Source organism: Streptomyces sp. NPDC053560 (assembly GCF_044544605.1).
Lineage (GTDB): Bacteria > Actinomycetota > Actinomycetes > Streptomycetales > Streptomycetaceae > Streptomyces.
The window spans coordinates 104804-122739 of sequence record NZ_JBITXI010000009.1 but is presented as its reverse complement, the minus strand read 5'-3'; the positions used below and the strand labels follow the sequence as shown (position 1 = coordinate 122739).

Annotated in this window: 21 protein-coding genes and 1 riboswitch; of the genes, 11 read left to right on the top strand and 10 right to left on the bottom strand. The window is 73.0% G+C overall.

Annotated elements, in window-relative coordinates; genetic code table 11:
• Nucleotides 1–67 precede the first annotated feature (67 nt).
• Nucleotides 68–277: a DUF397 domain-containing protein gene (locus ACIGQF_RS22470; protein WP_399712937.1), complete on the bottom strand. Its 210-nt coding sequence runs from the start codon at nucleotides 275–277 to the stop codon at nucleotides 68–70.
• Nucleotides 274–1125: a helix-turn-helix domain-containing protein gene (locus tag ACIGQF_RS22465; protein WP_399712934.1), complete on the bottom strand. Its 852-nt coding sequence runs from the start codon at nucleotides 1123–1125 to the stop codon at nucleotides 274–276. Before ACIGQF_RS22465 ends, ACIGQF_RS22470 begins: the two co-directional genes overlap by 4 nt.
• Nucleotides 1126–1298: 173 nt before the next feature.
• Here ACIGQF_RS22465 and ACIGQF_RS22460 point away from each other — a divergent pair, with 173 nt between their 5' ends.
• Both ACIGQF_RS22460 and ACIGQF_RS22455 read left to right on the top strand, forming a co-directional pair.
• Nucleotides 1299–1778: an ATP-binding protein gene (locus tag ACIGQF_RS22460; protein ID WP_399712931.1), complete on the top strand. Its 480-nt coding sequence runs from the start codon at nucleotides 1299–1301 to the stop codon at nucleotides 1776–1778.
• A 248-nt stretch (nucleotides 1779–2026) separates the two neighbouring features.
• Nucleotides 2027–2380, top strand: coding sequence for a hypothetical protein (locus tag ACIGQF_RS22455; protein ID WP_399712928.1), 354 nt, complete (start codon nucleotides 2027–2029; stop codon nucleotides 2378–2380).
• A gap of 29 nt (nucleotides 2381–2409) precedes the next feature.
• On the opposite strand, the gene ACIGQF_RS22450 is transcribed toward ACIGQF_RS22455, so the two are convergent.
• Together ACIGQF_RS22450 and ACIGQF_RS22445 are read right to left on the bottom strand one after the other, a co-directional pair.
• Nucleotides 2410–3186, bottom strand: coding sequence for a class I SAM-dependent methyltransferase (locus ACIGQF_RS22450; protein ID WP_399712925.1), 777 nt, complete (start codon nucleotides 3184–3186; stop codon nucleotides 2410–2412).
• Nucleotides 3187–3331: 145 nt separating this feature from the next.
• Nucleotides 3332–3913 carry a TerD family protein gene (locus ACIGQF_RS22445; protein WP_399712923.1) on the bottom strand — a complete coding sequence of 194 codons (582 nt, stop codon included), beginning with the start codon at nucleotides 3911–3913 and terminating at the stop codon, nucleotides 3332–3334.
• 172 nt (nucleotides 3914–4085) lie between these two features.
• Between ACIGQF_RS22445 and ACIGQF_RS22440 the strand changes: the two genes are divergently transcribed.
• Both ACIGQF_RS22440 and ACIGQF_RS22435 read left to right on the top strand, forming a co-directional pair.
• Nucleotides 4086–4796, top strand: a complete 711-nt coding sequence (locus tag ACIGQF_RS22440) for a ribonuclease H (RefSeq protein WP_399712921.1) — start codon at nucleotides 4086–4088, stop codon at nucleotides 4794–4796.
• Between the two features lie 101 nt (nucleotides 4797–4897).
• Entirely contained in the window at nucleotides 4898–6217 is a 1320-nt protein-coding gene (locus tag ACIGQF_RS22435) for an amidase family protein (protein ID WP_399712918.1), read from the top strand.
• On the opposite strand, the gene ACIGQF_RS22430 is transcribed toward ACIGQF_RS22435, so the two are convergent.
• Nucleotides 6201–7043, bottom strand: coding sequence for an alpha/beta fold hydrolase (locus ACIGQF_RS22430; RefSeq protein WP_399712916.1), 843 nt, complete (start codon nucleotides 7041–7043; stop codon nucleotides 6201–6203). The two genes, ACIGQF_RS22435 and ACIGQF_RS22430, sit on opposite strands and share 17 nt — an antisense overlap.
• 226 nt (nucleotides 7044–7269) lie before the next feature.
• Here ACIGQF_RS22430 and ACIGQF_RS22425 point away from each other — a divergent pair, with 226 nt between their 5' ends.
• A complete protein-coding gene (locus ACIGQF_RS22425) occupies nucleotides 7270–8091 on the top strand; it encodes an alpha/beta fold hydrolase (protein WP_399712913.1) in 822 nt (273 codons plus the stop codon).
• Nucleotides 8092–8140: 49 nt separating this feature from the next.
• Here ACIGQF_RS22425 and ACIGQF_RS22420 read toward each other — a convergent pair whose 3' ends face one another.
• Nucleotides 8141–8398: a hypothetical protein gene (locus tag ACIGQF_RS22420; protein WP_399712910.1), complete on the bottom strand. Its 258-nt coding sequence runs from the start codon at nucleotides 8396–8398 to the stop codon at nucleotides 8141–8143.
• Nucleotides 8399–8456: 58 nt separating this feature from the next.
• Nucleotides 8457–8933: an STAS domain-containing protein gene (locus ACIGQF_RS22415; protein ID WP_399712907.1), complete on the bottom strand. Its 477-nt coding sequence runs from the start codon at nucleotides 8931–8933 to the stop codon at nucleotides 8457–8459.
• Nucleotides 8934–9143: 210 nt separating this feature from the next.
• Between ACIGQF_RS22415 and ACIGQF_RS22410 the strand changes: the two genes are divergently transcribed.
• The gene (locus tag ACIGQF_RS22410) at nucleotides 9144–9563 is read left to right on the top strand and encodes a DUF3662 domain-containing protein (RefSeq protein WP_399712906.1); all 420 of its coding nucleotides are present in this window, start codon (nucleotides 9144–9146) and stop codon (nucleotides 9561–9563) included.
• Between the two features lie 27 nt (nucleotides 9564–9590).
• Nucleotides 9591–10358, top strand: a complete 768-nt coding sequence (locus ACIGQF_RS22405) for a dienelactone hydrolase family protein (RefSeq protein WP_399712903.1) — start codon at nucleotides 9591–9593, stop codon at nucleotides 10356–10358.
• Between the two features lie 22 nt (nucleotides 10359–10380).
• On the opposite strand, the gene ACIGQF_RS22400 is transcribed toward ACIGQF_RS22405, so the two are convergent.
• Entirely contained in the window at nucleotides 10381–12018 is a 1638-nt protein-coding gene (locus ACIGQF_RS22400) for a penicillin-binding transpeptidase domain-containing protein (protein ID WP_399712901.1), read from the bottom strand.
• Nucleotides 12019–12978: 960 nt separating this feature from the next.
• Between ACIGQF_RS22400 and ACIGQF_RS22395 the strand changes: the two genes are divergently transcribed.
• The 4 genes from ACIGQF_RS22395 (at nucleotide 12979) to ACIGQF_RS22380 (ending at nucleotide 16215) form a co-directional block, all read left to right on the top strand.
• On the top strand, nucleotides 12979–13722 hold the full coding sequence (locus tag ACIGQF_RS22395) for a GNAT family N-acetyltransferase (RefSeq protein WP_399712898.1): 744 nt from the start codon (nucleotides 12979–12981) through the stop codon (nucleotides 13720–13722).
• A gap of 216 nt (nucleotides 13723–13938) precedes the next feature.
• Nucleotides 13939–14706: a GNAT family N-acetyltransferase gene (locus tag ACIGQF_RS22390; RefSeq protein WP_399712895.1), complete on the top strand. Its 768-nt coding sequence runs from the start codon at nucleotides 13939–13941 to the stop codon at nucleotides 14704–14706.
• On the top strand, nucleotides 14703–15500 hold the full coding sequence (locus ACIGQF_RS22385; protein ID WP_399712892.1) for a lysophospholipid acyltransferase family protein: 798 nt from the start codon (nucleotides 14703–14705) through the stop codon (nucleotides 15498–15500). The genes ACIGQF_RS22390 and ACIGQF_RS22385 overlap by 4 nt, the downstream gene beginning before the upstream one ends.
• Nucleotides 15493–16215, top strand: coding sequence for a DedA family protein (locus ACIGQF_RS22380; protein ID WP_399712890.1), 723 nt, complete (start codon nucleotides 15493–15495; stop codon nucleotides 16213–16215). The genes ACIGQF_RS22385 and ACIGQF_RS22380 overlap by 8 nt, the downstream gene beginning before the upstream one ends.
• Nucleotides 16216–16261: 46 nt before the next feature.
• On the opposite strand, the gene thiE is transcribed toward ACIGQF_RS22380, so the two are convergent.
• Entirely contained in the window at nucleotides 16262–16948 is a 687-nt protein-coding gene (gene thiE, locus ACIGQF_RS22375; protein WP_399712888.1) for a thiamine phosphate synthase, read from the bottom strand.
• On the bottom strand, nucleotides 16945–17781 hold the full coding sequence (gene thiM / locus ACIGQF_RS22370) for a hydroxyethylthiazole kinase (RefSeq protein WP_399712886.1): 837 nt from the start codon (nucleotides 17779–17781) through the stop codon (nucleotides 16945–16947). The genes thiE and thiM overlap by 4 nt, the downstream gene beginning before the upstream one ends.
• A 3-nt stretch (nucleotides 17782–17784) precedes the next feature.
• A riboswitch (TPP riboswitch) is annotated at nucleotides 17785–17880 on the bottom strand.
• Nucleotides 17881–17936: the final 56 nt, after the last annotated feature.

Here is a 17936-nt window from a genome sequence, read left to right as displayed (position 1 = left end):
ACGGAGGCGGCGCCTCGCCACCGGAACATTGCCGGAGGCGGGACGCCGCCCGCTGCGTCGTGCGCGGTCAGCCCCGCGCGGCGAACTCCACGAAGGCCGCCCATCCGGCAGGGGCTATGGACAACATCGGCCCCGCCTTGTCCTTCGAGTCACGGACGTGGACTTTGCCCGCGCCCCGCGCCACCTCTACGCATTCGCCGCCCGAGCCGGTGCTGTAGCTGCTCTTGAACCAGGTCGACTCGCGTCGGGCCGCCTGTCCGGTCTTTTTGACGTTCATGCTTCTCCCAGCAAGTTCTCGACGAAGGCCAGTGATTCGCGGGGCGGGAGCGCCTGTGCCCGGAGGATGCCGTACTGCTCCTCGATCTCCCGGACCGACGTCCGATCGGTGTAGAGGCGGCTGTCCTTGTAGGCCTCCACGTACGCGATCCTCTGCCCTTCCCCCGTCTCGATCAAGGTGAAGGGGCCTTCGAGTCCAGCGTGCTCTTCACGCTCGATCGGCATGACCTGGATTTCGACGTTGCGGCGATGCCCATGCATCAGGACCTGCTCCAGTTGTCCCCGCATGACAGAACGTCCCCCCAGAGGACGCCGCAACACGAACTCCTCGATGACAAAGCTGATGGTGGGCAGCGGCATGCGGGAGAAGATCTCTTGGCGTGCCAACCGCGCCGCGACCCGCTGGTCTACGGTCTCCTCGTCGAGCAGCGGTCGCCACATGGCGAACACCGCACGCGCGTAATCCTCCGCCTGGAGCAGGCCAGGAACGGCCTTGGTCGCGTACACATGGAGGGCAACCGCTCTCGCCTCCAACCGCGCCGCATCGCGGAAGAACGCCGGGTACTGCGCCCGGGCGACCTCCTCCTTGCCGGCCTTCAGTACGCCGCCCGCGTCCAGTACGTCGTCCACCGTGTCGATGAACTTCGGCGGCGGGATGCGGCGGCCCTGCTCGAACGAGGCGATCGTGGACGCGGAGTACCCCGTCAGCGCTCCGAGCCGGGACCGCTCCATCCCCGCGCGCAGACGGCACAGTTTGAGCTGTCTCCCGAAGACGTGCAGCGTGCCCGAGCCGGGTTCGTACTCGTGCTCGCCTCCGTCCTCGTGCCCGGACGGCTGCTGATCGTCCATGTGCCGGTACCTCCCGCACCGCTGCCGCATCCCGCACCCGTACGCCCCAACGCCACGCTCCGCGTCGAGGCACGCGTCGTGCCGCGTACAAGACCTGCGCCGATGCGTACAGCCCGTGCCCGTCGGCGCGTCCCTGCTGGTCACCGTACGCACACGCCGGGAAGGTCTTCCGCATGAACGGAGCAATTCCTCCTTACGTGACAGCAGGACAGCAACCCGCAGTCGGTGAGCGTGACTTCGGGATGCGGTTCACCTCCACCCCTAGAGGCGCACGCCTCGCACGCCGGCTCGTCTCGCACCGGCTCGACGACTGGGGGCACCCGTACGATTCGACGGCCAACGAGGTGGTGACCCTCATCGCCGCCGAGCTGGCCGCCAACGCCGTGCGGCACGGACACGTACCGGGGAGGGACTTCCACCTCCGGCTCACCGAAGAGTGCGGCGACAGGCTGCGTGTCGAGGTGACCGATACCCGCGGTGAGCGGATGCCCGATCCGGTCGCCCCGGCCGTCGGCGGTGTGGCCGAGGCCCCCGCGGACGCCGAGTCCGGGCGGGGGCTGCTCCTGGTCGCGGCGCTGTCCGACGCCTGGGGGATGCGACCGCGCGCCGGGGCACCGGGGAAGACGGTGTGGGCGCAGTACCACGCTCGCTGACCGGTCGTACGCCTGATGCGCGCCCTTGCCGCACGTCTCGGCATATGCCACACAGGAGGTGGCGGGGATGGTGAGTCGATGGGGGAGGAGCGTGCCATGTCGTACGCAGGGAGCCAGGGCGGTGCACGGGGCCAGGACGGCGGAGCCCGTACGGCCGGACCCTGTTGGACGCCACGCGCGAAGAGCTTGCCGAGGCCGCTCAGACTCTGGGTGGGGACGCCCGCGAGCTACATGGATACACCTACGCCGTGCTCAACGACCACGTGCTGTTCCCGTACAAGTACGCGGACCGGCCGCTTCCGCTGGACCGGGCGCGGATGCCGCACGCGTCCGTGACCCGGCAGCGGCTCTACCACGCACACGGCCCCGAGGGGCAGGAGGGGCTGTTCCCGTTGGACGAGGAACTGACCACCGAGGAGTACGAGCAGCTGCACGAGGCGTTCGAGGAGCTGGGGCGGACGGCCCGGCTGGTGTCCGTGTTCTTCACGGCCGACCCGGAGGGTGGCATCCACGCCGTCCACTGGGGCAGCGCTCGGCTGGAACCGGACCACACCTTCGCATGGGACCCCTCGGAGCAGCTGGATCTTCCCTCCCGGACGTAGCTCCGGAACTACCCCAGGGTCGCGGGCCGTCAGGAAGCCGTGACGCGGATCTTGGACTGGCCGTGCCGGCGGGTCTCCCAGTCGTCCATGAAGCGCGCCGTGAGCCCGTGGCGTGCGGCGAGGTCGACGAGGGTCTCGGTGCGGTAGTAGAAGTCCTCGCGCAGGACGTGGTGTTCGGCTCCGGTGGTGCGGTCGAAGGTGAAGTCGAAGAAGCCGCCGGGGGCGAGCACCCGTCCCACGTGCGCCAGGCATTCGTCGATGACCTCTATCGGCGAGTGCGAGAAGACGCTGTGGGCGTGCACGACGTCGAAGTGCGCGTCGGGCAGGAAGTCCAGGGTCAGGTTCTGCGTGATGGTCAGGTGCGGGAGCTTGGCCTGCAGGCCCTGCGTGGTCAGCGTCTGCTTGGCGGCGATGAGGATGTCGGGGGAGATGTCGATGCCGTAGTAGTTGCCGGCGTCGAGGTACTCGATGAAGTGCCAGCCGGCGCGGAGGTTGCCGCAGCCGATGTCGAGCATCCGGGACTCCGGCTTCAGGCCGTGCTCGCGGAGGTAGTCGAACTGCATTCTGCCGAGCGCGAGCCAGCGGTCGTGGGTCTGGCTGCCGACGGCGGCCTCGGGGTTGCGCCGGGTGTCGGACGCCATGACCGCCCGGTAGTAGCCGACGTGGTCGGGGTGCTTGAAGGCCAGCCAGCGGTCCCGGGCCGCCCGCTTGACGTACGGGGCGATGCGGTGCGGGTGGCCGACGGCGTAGCGCACCTTGTGGGCGAGGGCGGCGCGGTTGGCGACCAGGTTCTTCTTCGAAGCCATGCGGAGTTCTCCAACGTGAGGCGGGTTCGCCGGATGCCGGTGACTATACATGGCGCGTATACATGCGGTGTATAGATGGGTGGAACAGGGTGCTGCGGTGGACGGGCGTGGGCGGCGGGGGCCTCGCGGGCCCCCGCCCGGCGGGTCAGAGCAGGCGGCTGATGGTCGGCATCAGGTCCTGGAAGGTGCGGCCGGTGGCGGGCTCGCCGAGGGCGGTCATCTGCCAGGTGGTGCCGGAGCGGTACACCTTGGCCATGATCTGGGCGGTGTGCTGACCGCCGCCGGTGAGCGTGTAGCGGGCCAGCTCCTCGCCGGTGGACTCGTCGATGAGGCGGCAGTAGGCGTTCTGCACCTCTTCGAAGGTCTGGCCGGTGAAGGAGTTCACCGTGAAGAAGATCTGGTCGACATTGGCGGGAACCCGTCGCAGATCGACCGCGATGGACTCGTCGTCGCCCTGCCCCGTGCCGCCGACGAGGTTGTCCCCGCTGTGCTGGACCGACCCGTCGTTGCTGGTCAGGTGCTGGAAGAAGACGACGTCGACGCCCTGCCCCGCGGCGAAGAGCACCGCCGAGGCGTCCAGGTCGATCTCCCGGGTGCCGGCCAGCTTCGCGAAGAAGCCCTTGCGCTGGGCGGCCTGCCAGCCCAGTCCCATGCGTACCGTGCTGAGCGTGCCGCCGTCGGACTTGCTCAGGCTGATCTGCTGGCCCTTGTTCAGGTTCACGGACATTCGGAGAAGCCTCGCTCGTGTCGGGGTCCCGGCGGTGGTGGAGCCAGGTGCGAATCTACAGCAGTGTAGAGATCCGGAGCCGGCGCCCCAGCCGTTGTCGTACCCCATCGTCCCCCACACCATCCGGGAGGCCCTGGCGCACGCCACCCCGCCGGACTGGGATGATCGGGGCATGGCTGAACGTGTGATCGCCGCGTGTGACGGGGCGTCGAAAGGAAATCCCGGCCCGGCCGGCTGGGGCTGGGTCATCGCCGACGAGGCGGGCGAGCCCGCCCGCTGGGAGGCGGGGCCGCTGGGCACGGCGACCAACAACGTCGCCGAACTCACCGCCCTGGAGCGGCTGTTGACGGCGGTCGACCCGGACGTCCCGCTGGAGGTCCGGATGGACTCCCAGTACGCGATGAAGGCGGTCACCACCTGGCTGCCCGGCTGGAAGCGCAAGGGCTGGAAGACGTCCGCCGGCAAGCCGGTCGCCAACCAGGAGCTGGTCGTTCGCATCGACGCACTGCTCACGGGCCGCTCGGTGGACTTCCAGTACGTGCCCGCGCACCAGGTCGACGGCGACGTCCTGAACGACTTCGCCGACCGGGCCGCCAGCCAGGCCGCCACCGCCCAGGAGCCCGCCGGCAGCGAACACGGCTCCCCGCACCCGCCGCCGGCGCCCGCCTCGACCCGCCGCGCCGCCGGCCCGAAGTCCTCCGGTGCGAGCGCGAAGACCTCCGCGGCCGCGTCGAAGCGGCGCGGTTCCACCGCTCGTACGCTCAAGGCCAAGTTCCCCGGCCGCTGCCGCTGCGGGCGCGCCTACACGGCCGGTGAGTCCATCGCGAAGAACTCCGAGGGCTGGGGCCACCCGGCCTGCCGCACCGCGGCGGCGGAGGGGTAGCGGAGAGACAGCGGCGCCGGCCTGCCGGCGGCCGGGACGGCGGGTGACGCCCCCTCCGTGGGCGACAGCCCGGACAACTTCGGACATCCAGGGGGCCCGTCATGTCGGACAAGAATGTCGGTGGACCGTCCGCCGGGCCGCGGTCCGGCCGGGCCGGCGACGCGTCGCGCACCGCCGCCGGGATCGCCTCGGCCGTACGGGCGGGGGAGCTCAGCGCCGTCGAGGCGGTCACGGCCGCGCTCGCCCGGACCGCGGAGGTCGAGCCGGAGCTGCACGCCTTCCACGAGGTGTGGGGCGAAGCGGCGCTGGAGCGGGCGGCGGAGGTCGACCGGCTGGTCGCCGCCGGGACGGAGCTGCCTCTCGCGGGGGTGCCGATCGGGGTCAAGGGCGTGCGCGGCGCGCGGTCCGCGGCGGCACGGGCGCTGGTGGCGGCCGGCTGCGTGCCGCTCGGGGCGACGTCCGTACCGGGGCCCGGCACCCCGTGGCAGACCTGGGGGCTGGGCCGGGGCGGGCGGACCCGTAACCCGTGGCGCGCCGACCGGACGCCCGGCGGCTCGTCGGCCGGTTCCGCCGCGGCGGTCGCGGCCGGACTCGTGCCGCTGGCGACGGGCAGCGACGGCGCGGGCTCGGTGCGCATCCCGGCCGCCTGGTGCGGCGTCTTCGGGCTGAAGGTCACCAACGGCCTGCTGCCCTCGCCGGACCGTACGGGCCTCGCGGCGCCCGGTGTGCTCGCCCGGTCCGCTGCGGACATGGCGGCTTTCTGGCGCGCGGTGTGCGGCGCGGGCTACCGGGTCGGCGCCGAGCGGCACCCGGGCCCGGACGCGGCACCCGGTCTGCACGCGACACCCGGCTCGCACGGGCTGTCCGGCCCGAATCCGCCGCCCGGCCCGGGGGGCGCGGCGCTGCCCCTCGCCGCCGTCTGGTCGGACGACCTGGGGTTCGCGCGGCCGGACCGGGAGCCGGCCGCGATCGCCCGCCGGGCGGCCGGGCGGCTCGCCGAGGCGGGCGTCGTCCGCTTCGTGACCGACGAGCCGGTCCGGCTGGCCGACCCCGGGGCCGCCTGGCAGGCGTTGCGGACCCCCGGCGCCGACTTGGCCGCAGCGGAGCGGGTACGGGCGGAAAATGACCGGCGGCTCGCCGCGATCTTCGCCCGCGTGCCGCTCCTGCTCACGCCTGCCACCCCGAATCCGCCGCACGGTCACGAAGGGCCGGGGGAGCGCTACAGCACCGCGCTGACCTGGGCGTTCAACCTCAGTGGGCATCCGGCGGCGAGCATCCCCGCGGGGTTCGGCGCGGACGGCTGCCCGGTGGGGCTCCAGGTCGTGGCCCCGCACGGGGCCGAGCCCCTGCTCCTGGCCGTCGCCGAGGCGGCCGAGCGGGCCGCCGGGCTGTGCGCCCGGAGCCTCACGCCGGTGCGGTGAGGAAGTCGAGCAGCGCGGAGTAGAGCCGTACGGGCGCGTCGAGCGGCACCAGATGCCCGGCGTCCGGGATCAGTTCGAGCCGCGCTCCGGGAATCGCCGCCGCCAGTTCGTGTGCCTTGGCCACCGGGATCCAGGTGTCCTCGGTGCCCCAGCAGATGGTGACGGGGAGGTCGATGCCGGGGTATTTGTCCTGGATCTCGTCGGTGTAGCGCTGGTCCGCCTGGGCGATCTGCCGGTAGAAGGCCGCCTGGCCCGCCTCGTCGGACCAGGGGCGCGCCAGCTCCACGGCCACGTCGTCGCGCAGCCCCCGGTGGCTCGCCGAGCGGATGTACTCCCGGACCAGCCCGAGGTGGAGCGCGGGCGGCAGCTGCTCGAAGACCGGGGAGTGCTCGCCGACCAGCCGGAAGAACGAGGTGCCCCAGGGCGCGAGCGCCACCGGGTCGACCAGGGCCAGCCGGCGGTAGGGGGCGCCGTGCAGCAGATGGGCCCGGAGGGACACGGCCCCGCCGAAGTCGTGCGCGACGACGGAGGGCCGGGACAGCTGCCAGTGCTCCAGCAGCTCCGTGAAGACCCGGCCCTGGGCCGCCAGCGAGACGTCCTGCCCCTGCCGCTTCTCCGAGGCGCCGTAGCCGGGCATGTCCCAGACGAACACCTGGTACCGCCGGGCCAGCGCGGGCGCGATCTCCCGCCAGACGTACGAGGAGAAGGGCGTGCCGTGCAGGAGCACCACCGGCTCGGCGCCCTCCGGGCCGAGCCGTTCCCAGCGCACCGTGCCGGCGGTGCTCCGGAAGGTCCTGCTCAACTGCCAGGTGCGGGTCTCGGACAACGGACGGGTCCTTTCGCGCGGGACGGACGGGGTGGGCGAGCCCTCGGACCGCCGGCTCGTTGCTAAGGAGTGTAATTCATTTTACTCCTTACTTGTAGCGGACCGGGCCGGTGGCGTAGGCAAAGTACGCCGCGTGTTCCGCCGCCGGGCAGTGGGCGGCGGGCCCCCGGCCCTCTAAGGTTCGGTCCTGCCGCGCACGGCAGCGGACCGACAACAGGAGGTCGCCATGGGGACGTTCACGACGGCGGACGGCACCGAGATCTTCTACAAGGACTGGGGCAGCGGACGCCCCGTCGTCTTCAGTCACGGCTGGCCGCTCAACGCGGACGCCTGGGACCCGCAGTTGCGCCTGGTGGCCGAGCACGGCCACCGCGCCCTCGCGCACGACCGCCGCGGCCACGGGCGCTCCGGGCAGCCGTGGCAGGGCAATGACATGGACACCTACGCGGACGACCTCGCCCGGCTCCTGGAAATCCTCAACCTGCGCGACGTGGTCCTGGTCGGGCACTCGACGGGCGGCGGGGAAGTGGTGCGCTACCTCGGGCGGCACGGCTCTGCGCGGATCGCCAAGCTCGTACTGCTCGGCGCCGTGCCGCCGTTGATGCTCCGCACGGAGGCCAACCCGGAGGGCGCGCCGGCCGAGGTGTTCGACTCTCTCCGCGAAGGGGTGCTGCACAACCGGTCGCAGTTCTACCAGGACCTGAGCGCGCCCTTCTATGGTGCGAACCGGCCGGGCGCTGACGTACCGCAGGGCACGCGGGACGCGTTCTGGCTGATGAGCATGCAGGTCGGGATCAAGGCCGCGTACGACTGCGTGGAGCAGTTCTCCGCGACGGACTTCACGGAGGATCTGCGCGGCATCAACGTACCCACGCTCATCGCCCACGGGGACGACGACCAGATCGTGCCCATCGGGGCCGCGGCACACAAGGCGGCCCCGATGGTCAAGGACGCGGTGCTGAAGGTCTATCCCGGTGCGCCGCACGGCCTGACCGGGGAGTACGAGGAGGCCTTCGACCGCGACCTGCTCGCCTTCCTCAAGGACTGAGGGCCAGGGGCCGGCGGCTCAAGGGCCGAGAACGCAACGGCCGGCGGCCTCAGCCGGGGAGCGTGCCGAGCAGCCGGCGGCTCCGCGTCAGTGCCCGGCGGGTCGTCCCGGCGACGTCGGCGCAGTCCAGGTCACGGCCGATGCCGGACGTCTGCTGCGCGGCGTCGGACCCCGCCGGCATGCCCGTCGCGCATGCCATGACGGCCTCTTCGCACTCCTGGAGGACATCGACGGCATCGGCAAGGACGGCACCGTCGAAACCGCCCTTGGCGGTCATCGCATCGAACGGTTCGCGGGTCTGGAGCATGGCCCCCTCCTCGGTTCGTGCCGAGGCGGCCGACTCCTGACGGTCCTCCGGAGCCGCCTCAGCCTGCCTCCACGCCAGACCCGTGGCACGTCGCCGGAGCCGCGCTCGCGGGAGATGCCGTGTGGCCGCCGGGAAGCCGGTGGCGGCCTGCCGGTGGAGGCCATGCGGGGCGCTGCTCCGGGGGCAGGGTCGCCAGGGCCCGCTCGACGGTGGGAAAGGTGCGCAGCAGGGCACCGGTGCCGGTGAGCTGCAGGACGCGGGCGACGTTGGGGCGCACCCTCGCCAGCAGCAGCCTGCCCTGCCGCCGCTCCAGCAGCCATTCGACGCTCAGCAGGCAGTTCAGCCCGCGCGAGTCGCAGAAGGTGAGCGCGGAGCAGTCCAGGACGGCATGGCGGTGCCCGCGGCCCAGGAAGGTGCCGACGGACGCGCGGAACGGCTGCTCGGTAAAGTGATCGAGCTCGCCGCTGATCTGCAGGACCACGCAGTCGTCACCGGAGGAGAGCGCGGTCATCTCCAAGCCGTCGGGGAGCGGCATCTGACTACCTCATCGTGCGGGGGAGTTGTGAGCTACTCTCACGTCGCCGACAGTAGCGGGTCCTGTTCTTGGAAAGCGTGTGATTTCCTGCCAAGCGTGGTAATGGCCGGAATGATGCGCACGGTGATCGGCCAGTGACTCCGTGGGTTTCGTCCGGTGGCACCGTTTCCGGCCCGCATGAGGTATTTCATCCAGGGCACCCGACTCCCCATGGGATTGCTCACGCAATGGGAAGACGCGGTGGAGCACTGGGAGCACACGCTGGTCAACAGGGTGTTCCGCAGTGATCCGGTGCAGCTGGTCGACGCGCTGCAACGGGAGTGCGACGATCACGCCGTCGTCTGCAGCGAGAACCGGATACTGGTGCCCAACGCCTACGACGTCGAACTCGCCCCGTACGTCCACAAACGGCTCGGCGAACGGGACGAGGTCGTCGCGCAGGCGCTGACCGACACACTGGCCCGGCACGCCGCGGAACACGGCTATGAGTGGGCGGGCCCGCTCACCGTCCATGTCGCCGAGTCGGGCCACTCGCTGCCCAACGGGCGCTACCGCATAACCAGCCAAGCCTTGCCGAACATCCCCCCGGATGCGTTCCACGACCCGCCATCGGTGCATGATGCATCTTGACGATGCAGGTCCCGGTGAGGAGAGAACGTGGCAGTGGAAACGGAATCCCGGTCGGTGACGATCGCAACCCTCGACGGCTCGTGCGACGCCTTCGTCGCGCACCCGGAGGGGGACGGCCCGCACCCCGCGGTGCTGTTCTACATGGACGCCATCGGCCTGCGCCCGGTGCTGGAGGACATGGCCCGCGAGCTGGCCTCCCACGGGTACTACGTACTCGTGCCCAACCTCTTCTACCGCAGCGGCCCGGCGCCCGTGGTGGAGGCGACCGACCTCTCGACCCCGGAGCGCCGGGCGGAGTTCTTCGGGAAGGTCATGCCGCTGGTGCACGCGCTGACGCCGGACCTGGCGCTGCGCGACGCCGAGGGCTACCTCGACTTCCTGGCCGCCCAGGACCGGGCCGGCAGCGGCCCGGTGGGGCTGACGGGCTACTGCATGGGCGGCGTGCTCTCCCTGCGCACCGCGGCGCGGTTCCCCGACCGGGTGGCCGCGGCGGCGAGCTTCCACGGCGGCCACCTCGCCACGGAGGCGCCGGACAGCCCGCACCGGGCGGCCGGCGACGTCCGCGCCGAGCTGTACTTCGGGCACGCCTCCGAGGACGACTCCATGAACGCCGAGCACATCTCCCGGCTGGAGACCGCGCTCGACGCCGCGGGCGTGACGTACCGCTCCGAGGTGTACCCGGACACCATCCACGGCTTCACCATGGCCGACACCGCCGCGTACAGCGAGGCGGGCCTGGCCCGGCACTGGGAAGCGCTGCTGGACCTCTTCGCCCGTACGCTGAAGCAGGCCTGACGACGCGTCGTGCGACGCGGCGCTACCCGGCGCGCAGCACCTGCGCGACGACCGGGCCCGCCGCGTCGCCGCCGTGGCCGCCCGACTGGACGAGCGCCGCGGCCGCGAGGTCACCGCTGTAGCCGGTGAACCAGCTGTTGGACCGGGACTGCCCGTCCTTCTCGGCGGAGCCGGTCTTCGCGCCCTTCGCCCCGCCGACGCCCGCCATCGCGGCCACGGCCGTGCCCCGGCCGACGGTCGCCGCGTGCATCATCTGCCGCAGCTGCCGGGCGACGGACGGGGACAGCGGGCGTGCGGTCGCCAGCGTCCGGCCGTCGAGCGACTGCGGTACGAGGACGGGCTGCCGGAAGCCGCCGTTGACGACGGTCGCGGTCACCGACGCCATGGCCAGCGGCGACATCTGCACCTTGCCCTGGCCGATGTAGGAGGCGGCGGACTCCACGCCGGACGACTCCGGGACGCTGCCGTCGAAGGACGGCAGGCCGGTCTGCCAGTCCCCGCCGAGGCCGAAGGAGTCGCGGGCCGTGCTGCCCAGCGCGGTGCCCGCGACGCCCCGGTCGTTGAGCGGCTTGACCGCCTTGATGAACGCGGTGTTGCAGGACCGGGCGAAGGCGTCGGTGAGGGTGCCGTCCGCGATCGAGAAGTCGTCCAGGTTGTGGAAGGTGTAGCCCTCCCAGCTGACGGTGGGCGGGCAGGCGGCCTTGGCGTTCGCGTCCCCGACCCCGTTCTCGATCATCATCGCGGCCGTGACGATCTTCATGGTGGAGCCGGGCGCCACCTTGCCCAGCATCGCCGCGTTGTAGCCGTCCGCACGGTTGTTGGCCACCGCCCGGATCTCGCCCGTGCTCGGCCGGACCGCCACCACCGACGACTCCGGATACGACGTCACCGCCCGCTCCGCCGCCGCCTGCACGTCCGCGTCCAGCGTCGTGTGCAGCGTCCCGGCCCGGCCCTTGCGGAGGGTGAGCAGGGTGCGCGCCGGCTCGCCCGACGCGTTGTCGATGCGCAGCTCGATGCCGGCCGTGCCGCCGGCCTTCCGGCCGTACTTCTCCCGCAGGCCGTCCAGCAGCGGACCCAGCGAGGGGTACTCCTCCTTGGCCAGCGTCCGCTCCTCGTGGTCGACGGCCCGGATCTCCGGTGTCTCGCTCGCCCCCGTCACCAGGTACTCGCCGTCCTTGAGCTGCGGGTGCAGCACCGAGGGCCGCCAGTCCACCAGCGGCTCGTGCGTGGTCCGGCCCCGCACGATCCGCAGTTCCGAGGCGTACGACAGGGGCTTGGTCCGGCCGTCGTACGACACCTCGGCCTTGACGGTGTACGGAACGGTCGTGCCGCTCCGCTCACCGGGCTTGATCACCACGTGTGTGAAGTGCGCCTGGTCATGGAATCCGGCCAGTTCGGTGCGGGCGACCGCCCGGTTGTCCGTGAGTCCGGCGGCGGTGGCGCTGTCGCCCTTCGCCCACGCGGCGAGGAAGGCCGTGGCCGTCTTGGTCGTCTCGTCGGCGCTCGGCGGCCCGGTCCGTACGGGCGCCGCCTGTGCCGTGCTGTCCGAACCGCCGTACCCCATGACGCCGTTGACCAGGTTGTAGCCGAGGTACAGCACGCCCCCGCCCACGACGGTCAGCACCCCGCCGACAATGGTGATCTTCACCCCGCTGCGCATCCGCGCTCCCTCCCCTGAGAGCCCCTTGAACGAGTTCAAGAGGGCAACGAGAGGCACGGTACGGGGCAGATGGGGTGACCGAGGCATTCGAACGGAAGTCCGTTATGGGATAGCGATCTTCGGATACCGATCCGGAGTGGGGCGGTCCGGTCGGCGGCGGGCCGCGTCTGCTGGGCGCCGACCGGGCGACGGCCTCCGGCGCCCGTTGCACCGCCGGTGCCGACGTGGCCTCGTACTCGATGGAGCACTCCACCTCGTGGTGGGCGCACAGGACTTCGGCCAGCCGTACGAGCGCCGCGGTGTCGCCGGTGCGGCCCACCCGGTGCAGATCGACGACGACGTTGCCGCTGCCGGGACGGATGACGGCGTTGAGCAGCCGCCCCAGATGGGGTTCGGCCGTCGGGCGGATCGGGCGGTGCACCTCGATGACGGTGCGGTCGGCGTACCGGCGTACCGCGACCGGGGACGGCCCGGTGGCCGCGGCGGCGGGACCCGGCAACGCGGCACCGCCCGTCCCGGCCGCCCGGGCGGGAACCGGCGCGAGCTGCGTACGGAGCCGATGGCGAACAGCGGCCCACCACGGGTGCAGGGAAGGAGCGGTCCACGTCATCGCGGTCTCCCTCGGCATCAGGACCTGCTGGGACTAGCCGTCGCGGCCCGCCGTGGCGCGACGCGGGGGCGACGCGGGAGCGACTGGGATTCTGCCACCGCGGGCGGCCGGCGGGCATGGGCCGGTCGGCCTCTGGACAGCGGACCGGAGGGCCTGTCGGGCGCGTTGCCGGGATACTCCGACAGCCCCTGCCGGAAGCCGGGCGCGGACGGTGGCTTTCGGCCGATGCCGGGCCCCGGGGGCCGCGCGTGGCTTTCATGGTCCAGCGGCGCACCGGCCGGCCCGGCGCGGGGCTCCGCCGGGCGCGCTGTGCCGGCGCCGGTCGTCTCCAGGAAGGGAGAACGTTTCACATGCTCTCGGGATCCACCGCAGTCGCGGCCACCGGTTCGTACGTCGTCTCCATCGCCGACACGGCAGGAGAGATACGGGCCGCCCAGCGGCTGCGCCAACGGGTCTTCGCCGAGGCGAAGGGAGCAGCCGTACGCACCCGGCGCGCGGGCCGGGACGCCGACGGATTCGACGCGGCGGCGGACCATCTGATCGTGACGGAAACGGTGGGCCGCCAGGTGGTCGGCACCTACCGGCTGCTGCCGCCGGGCCGCGCCGAAACCCTCCGCGCGGAGGGCGAGTTCGACCTCCGCGCCCTCCAGCCGCTGCGCGGCCGGCTGGTGGAGGCGGGCCCCTCGTGCGTCGATCCCGGACACCGGACCGGCACGGTGCTCGACCTGATGTGGGCCGGGCTCGCGCGGTACGTCCTGCTGAACGGCGTCCGCTACCTGGCCGGGTGCGCGTCCGTCCCCCTGGACGACGGCGGCCAATCCGCCTCCAGCGCCTGGCTGCTCGGCAACATGAAGCACTGCGCCCCGGTCGAGCTGCGGGTCCACCCGTACCGCCCCTGGACGCCGCGGGGTGTGAGCGAGAACGAGCCGAGTTACGCGCTGCTGCCGCCGCTGCTCCGCGGCTGCCTGCGGGCCGGCGCATGGATGTGCGGAGCCCCAGCCCACGACCCGGACTCCGGCGTCGCGGACTTCTTTCTCCTGCTGGACACGGAACGGATGGACGAGCGCCACCGACGCCACTTTCCGGGGGAGTAAGGGTTTTCCCGGAGGACTAGGGGTTGGCCCTGACACCGCTGAACCGCGCTCCTCCGGCCGGTGGAACCGGCCCCTGACGAAGGTCGGGGGCGGGCTCCGACCTTCGGGCACTGTGGCGCCACGCACCCCGCTCCTACCGTCGGTTCGGAAGGGCGCGCGGTCGCCGAGGACCGGCTGCCACGCCGCGGAAACCCAGTGAATCGGAGACGCGAGACCATGCCGACGATGTCACCCGGCACCACCGGGACCAGCACCTACGTCACCTCCCTCGCGGACTCCACCGCGCAGGTGAGGGCCGCCCAGCGCCTCCGTCACCTGGTGTTCGGCGAGGAGCTGGGCGCCACCCTCGACCCGGCACTGGCCGGTCACGACACGGACGCCTTCGACGGCCTCGCCGACCACCTGATCGTCACCGAGTCCGCGACGGGCGAGGTGGTCGGCACCTACCGGCTGCTGCCGCCCGGCCGCACCGAACGCTCCTACTCCGACGGTGAGTTCGACCTCGGTGCGCTGGCCGGCATCCGCTCCTCGATGATCGAGGCGGGCCGCTCCTGCGTCCACCCCGACCACCGCTCGGGCGCGGTGATCAACCTGATGTGGGCCGCGCTCGCCCGCTACGTCCTGCTGTCCGGCCACCGCTACCTCGCGGGCTGCGCCTCCGTATCGCTCGGGGACGGCGGAGCGGACGCGGCGAGCGCCTGGTCCCTGTGCGCCGCCAAGCACGCCCCGCCCGCGGGCATGACCGTCCGCCCGCACCGCCCGTGGCGGCCGAGCGCGTCGGCCGAGGCCGCCGCCAAGCCCTCCCTCACCCGCGTCCCGCCGCTCTTCCGGGGCTATCTGCGGCTCGGCGCCTGGGTGTGCGGAGCGCCCGCGCACGACCCGGAGTTCGACGTCGCCGACTTCTTCGTCGTCCTGGACATGGAGCAGCTGAACGACCGCTACTACCGCTATTTCCTCGGGGAGTCACGCGGGGAGGCACGATGAGTCCGTGGGCCGTCGCCTCGCCCTGCACACCGGTCTGCGCCACGCACGCCGTGCCTCTCGTGTCCCGCGCCGAGCGCTCCCGCCGGTACGCCGCGCTGGCCGCGGCCCTGGCCGGCGGCGCGGCGGCCGGACCGCGCCTCGCCGACCCCCGGATCATGCGGCTACGGGCCCGCGCCGTGCTCCGCGCGCTCGGACTGCGGCTGGAGACCAGCACGCCGGAGCTCAGCGTGCCGCGCGGTCCCGGCGGCCCCGGCACGCTGATCGTCGCCGACCACATCTCCTGGCTCGACGTCATCGCCGTGCTGGCGGTGGAGCCCGCCACCCCGCTGGCCAAGCGCGAGGTCGCCGAGTGGCCGTTCTTCGGCACCCTGGCGCGCAGAGCCGGGGCGGAGTTCATCGACCGGGACGGGCTGCGCACGCTGCCGCATACCGTCGGCCGGCTCGCCGCCACGCTCCGCGCCGGCCGCTCGGTCCTGGTGTTCCCGCAGGGCACGACCTGGTGCACGGAGGCCGGCGGCGGCTTCCGGCGGGCGACGTTCCAGGCCGCGATCGACGCCGGGGCGCCCGTCCGCCCGGTGACGATCACCTACGCGCAGCACGGCGCGCCCAGCACCGTGGCCGCGTTCCTCGGCGAGGAGGACTTCGCCAGCTGCCTGCACAGAGTGATCGGCGCCGACGGCCTCACGGTGCGGGTGACCGCGCATCCCCGGCTGGAGCCCGCGGGAGACCGGCGTGCGCTGGCCGCCGAGGCGCACGCGGCGATCTGCGGCAGCCGGCCGCCGGTCCATGTCTGAGCTGTTCGACCAGTTCGCCGAGCTGGTCAAGACACAGCTGGGCTCGCCCTGGCTCTGGCTGATCGTGCTGCTCGTGGCCGGCCTGGACGCGCTGCTGCCGTTCATGCCGAGCGAGACGACCGTGGTGACGGTGGCCGTGCTGATCGGCCCCGACCTCCCGCAGCTCGCGCTGCTGGCCGTGGTCGCCGCGCTGGGCGCGCTGGGCGGCGACTGCCTCGGCCACGGCATCGGCCGCTGGGCCGGCCCGAAGGCGATCGGCCGGCTGCTCCGCGGCGAGAAGGGACGGCAACGGTACGCATGGGGGCGTGCCATGGTCGGGCGGCACGCCACGTCGCTGGTGGTCGCGGGCCGCTTCCTGCCCGGCGGGCGGGTGGCGTCCGCCCTGTCCACCGGCAGCCTGCGGTTCCCGTTCCGCCGTTTCGTGCTGCTGGACGCGGCCGGCGCCGCACTGTGGGCGGTCCTCAGCACGGCCATCGGGTACCTCGGCGGCGCGGCCTTCGCCGAGGACCCGGTGAAGGGACTGCTGCTCGCCTTCGCGCTGGCCCTGGTCATCGTCGGGCTGCTGGAGGCCGCCCGCCGGCTGGTCGCCCGACGCCGGGGCGCCGGCGGTCCCACGACCGTCGTCGCCGTCACTACCGCCGAGGGCGTCACCACCGCCGAGGGCACGCTCCCGGCGGACGGCCCGAAGGCGGTACGGGCGGACCGGCCGAGCTGAGGTGTGCGGTACGGGCGGGTGCGCGGGGGAGACTCCGCCCCGCCCGTCAGGCCGTACCGGCCCAGGCCTGCGCGTACGCGCGCGCCGCGGCCCGCGGCTCGGCGGCGGCGCAGATGCCCGAGACGACAGCGCCGCCCGCCGCGCCCGCGGCCCGCAGCAGCGGCATGTCCGCCACCGTCACCCCGCCGATCGCCACCGCCGGGAGAGGGGTGGGCAGCGCCAGCCGGCCGAAGCCCTCGACGCCCAGCTCCGGCGGCGCGTCCGCCTTGGTACGGGTCGCGTGCAGCGCGCCGATGCCGACGTAGTCGACCCGGGCCGGCTCCTTGGCGGCGGCCCGCAGTTCCTCCTCCGCCGCGGCGCTCAGCCCGATCACCGCGTCCGGCCCGACGAGCGAGCGGACGGCGGCCACCGGCAGGTCGGACTGGCCGACATGGACCCCGGTCACCCGTGCCCCGGCCGCACGCGCCGCGAGGAACACGTCCACCCGGTCGTTGACGAACAGCGCGACCCGCTCCGGCAGCACCGCGGCGATCCGCACCACCGTCTCCAGGAAGTCCCGTGCGGCGGTGTCCTTCTCGCGCACCTGCACGGCGGTGACGCCGCCCGCCACGGCCTCGGCGACCGTGCCCGGTACGTCCCGGCCGCACGCCGCGGCCTGTGCCGCGTCGGTGACCAGGTACACGGAGAGGTCCGGGTGTGTGCCCGGAGTGCCGTCCGGGGGAGTGCCGTTCACGCCCACGAGATCGCCGCCCGCTTGCCGAGCGTGTCCTCGTCCAGGCCGTACAGCGCGTCCAGGAAGGCGGCCGCGAAGCTGCCGGGTCCGGCGCTGCGCTCCGCCGCGACCTCGGCGGCCACGGTGTAGACCGCCACGGCGGCGGTCGCGGCGGCGAGCCGGTCGGCCTGCGCCGCGCCCTCCGGTGTGGTCGGCGGCGCGAACGCCGCGAGCACCGCGCCCAGCGCGCAGCCGCCGCCGGTCACCCGCGTCAGCAGCGGGTCCCCGTTGGCGACGCGTACGGCCCGCTCGCCGTCGGTGAGCAGGTCGACGGGGCCGGAGACCGCGACCACGGCACCCGTGGCGCGGGCCAGCTCACCCGCGGCGGCGGCCGCCGACTCGACCTCGTCGGTGGCGTCCACGCCGCGCCCGCCGCCGCCCGTTCCGGCGACCGCGATGATCTCCGAGGCGTTGCCGCGGATGACGGCCGGGCCCTGGGTGACGAGTTCGCGCGCCAGCGCGGTCCGCACGGGCAGCGAGCCGACCGCGACCGGGTCCAGCACCCAGGGCGTGCCCGCCGCTGCCGCTCCGGCGACCGCCTCGGTCATGGCCGCGCGCTGCTCGGCGTGCGGGGTGCCCACATTGACCAGGACCCCGGAGGCGGCGCCGGCGAACGGGCCGGCCTCCTCGGGGATGTCCACCATCGCCGGGGCCGCGCCCAGTGCGAGCAGGACGTTCGCCGTGAAGTTGGCGACCACCTGGTTGGTGAGGCACTGGACCAGTGGTGTTTCATGGCGTACGCGGTTGAGGGCCTGCCGGGTGAAGGCGAGCAGGTCGTCGGGCGGACGCGTCATAGGGGCATTCCTCCGTGACATCCCTTCGCTGGTGCGATCCAGATCAGGTTCGACGGGTGTGATCTCAGCCCTTGAGATGGGGCACCCCGTGTCTCGTGTGCCTCACCATGCTACCCGCACCACCCCGTTCCCGATCGGGAACCCCGACCTCTGGA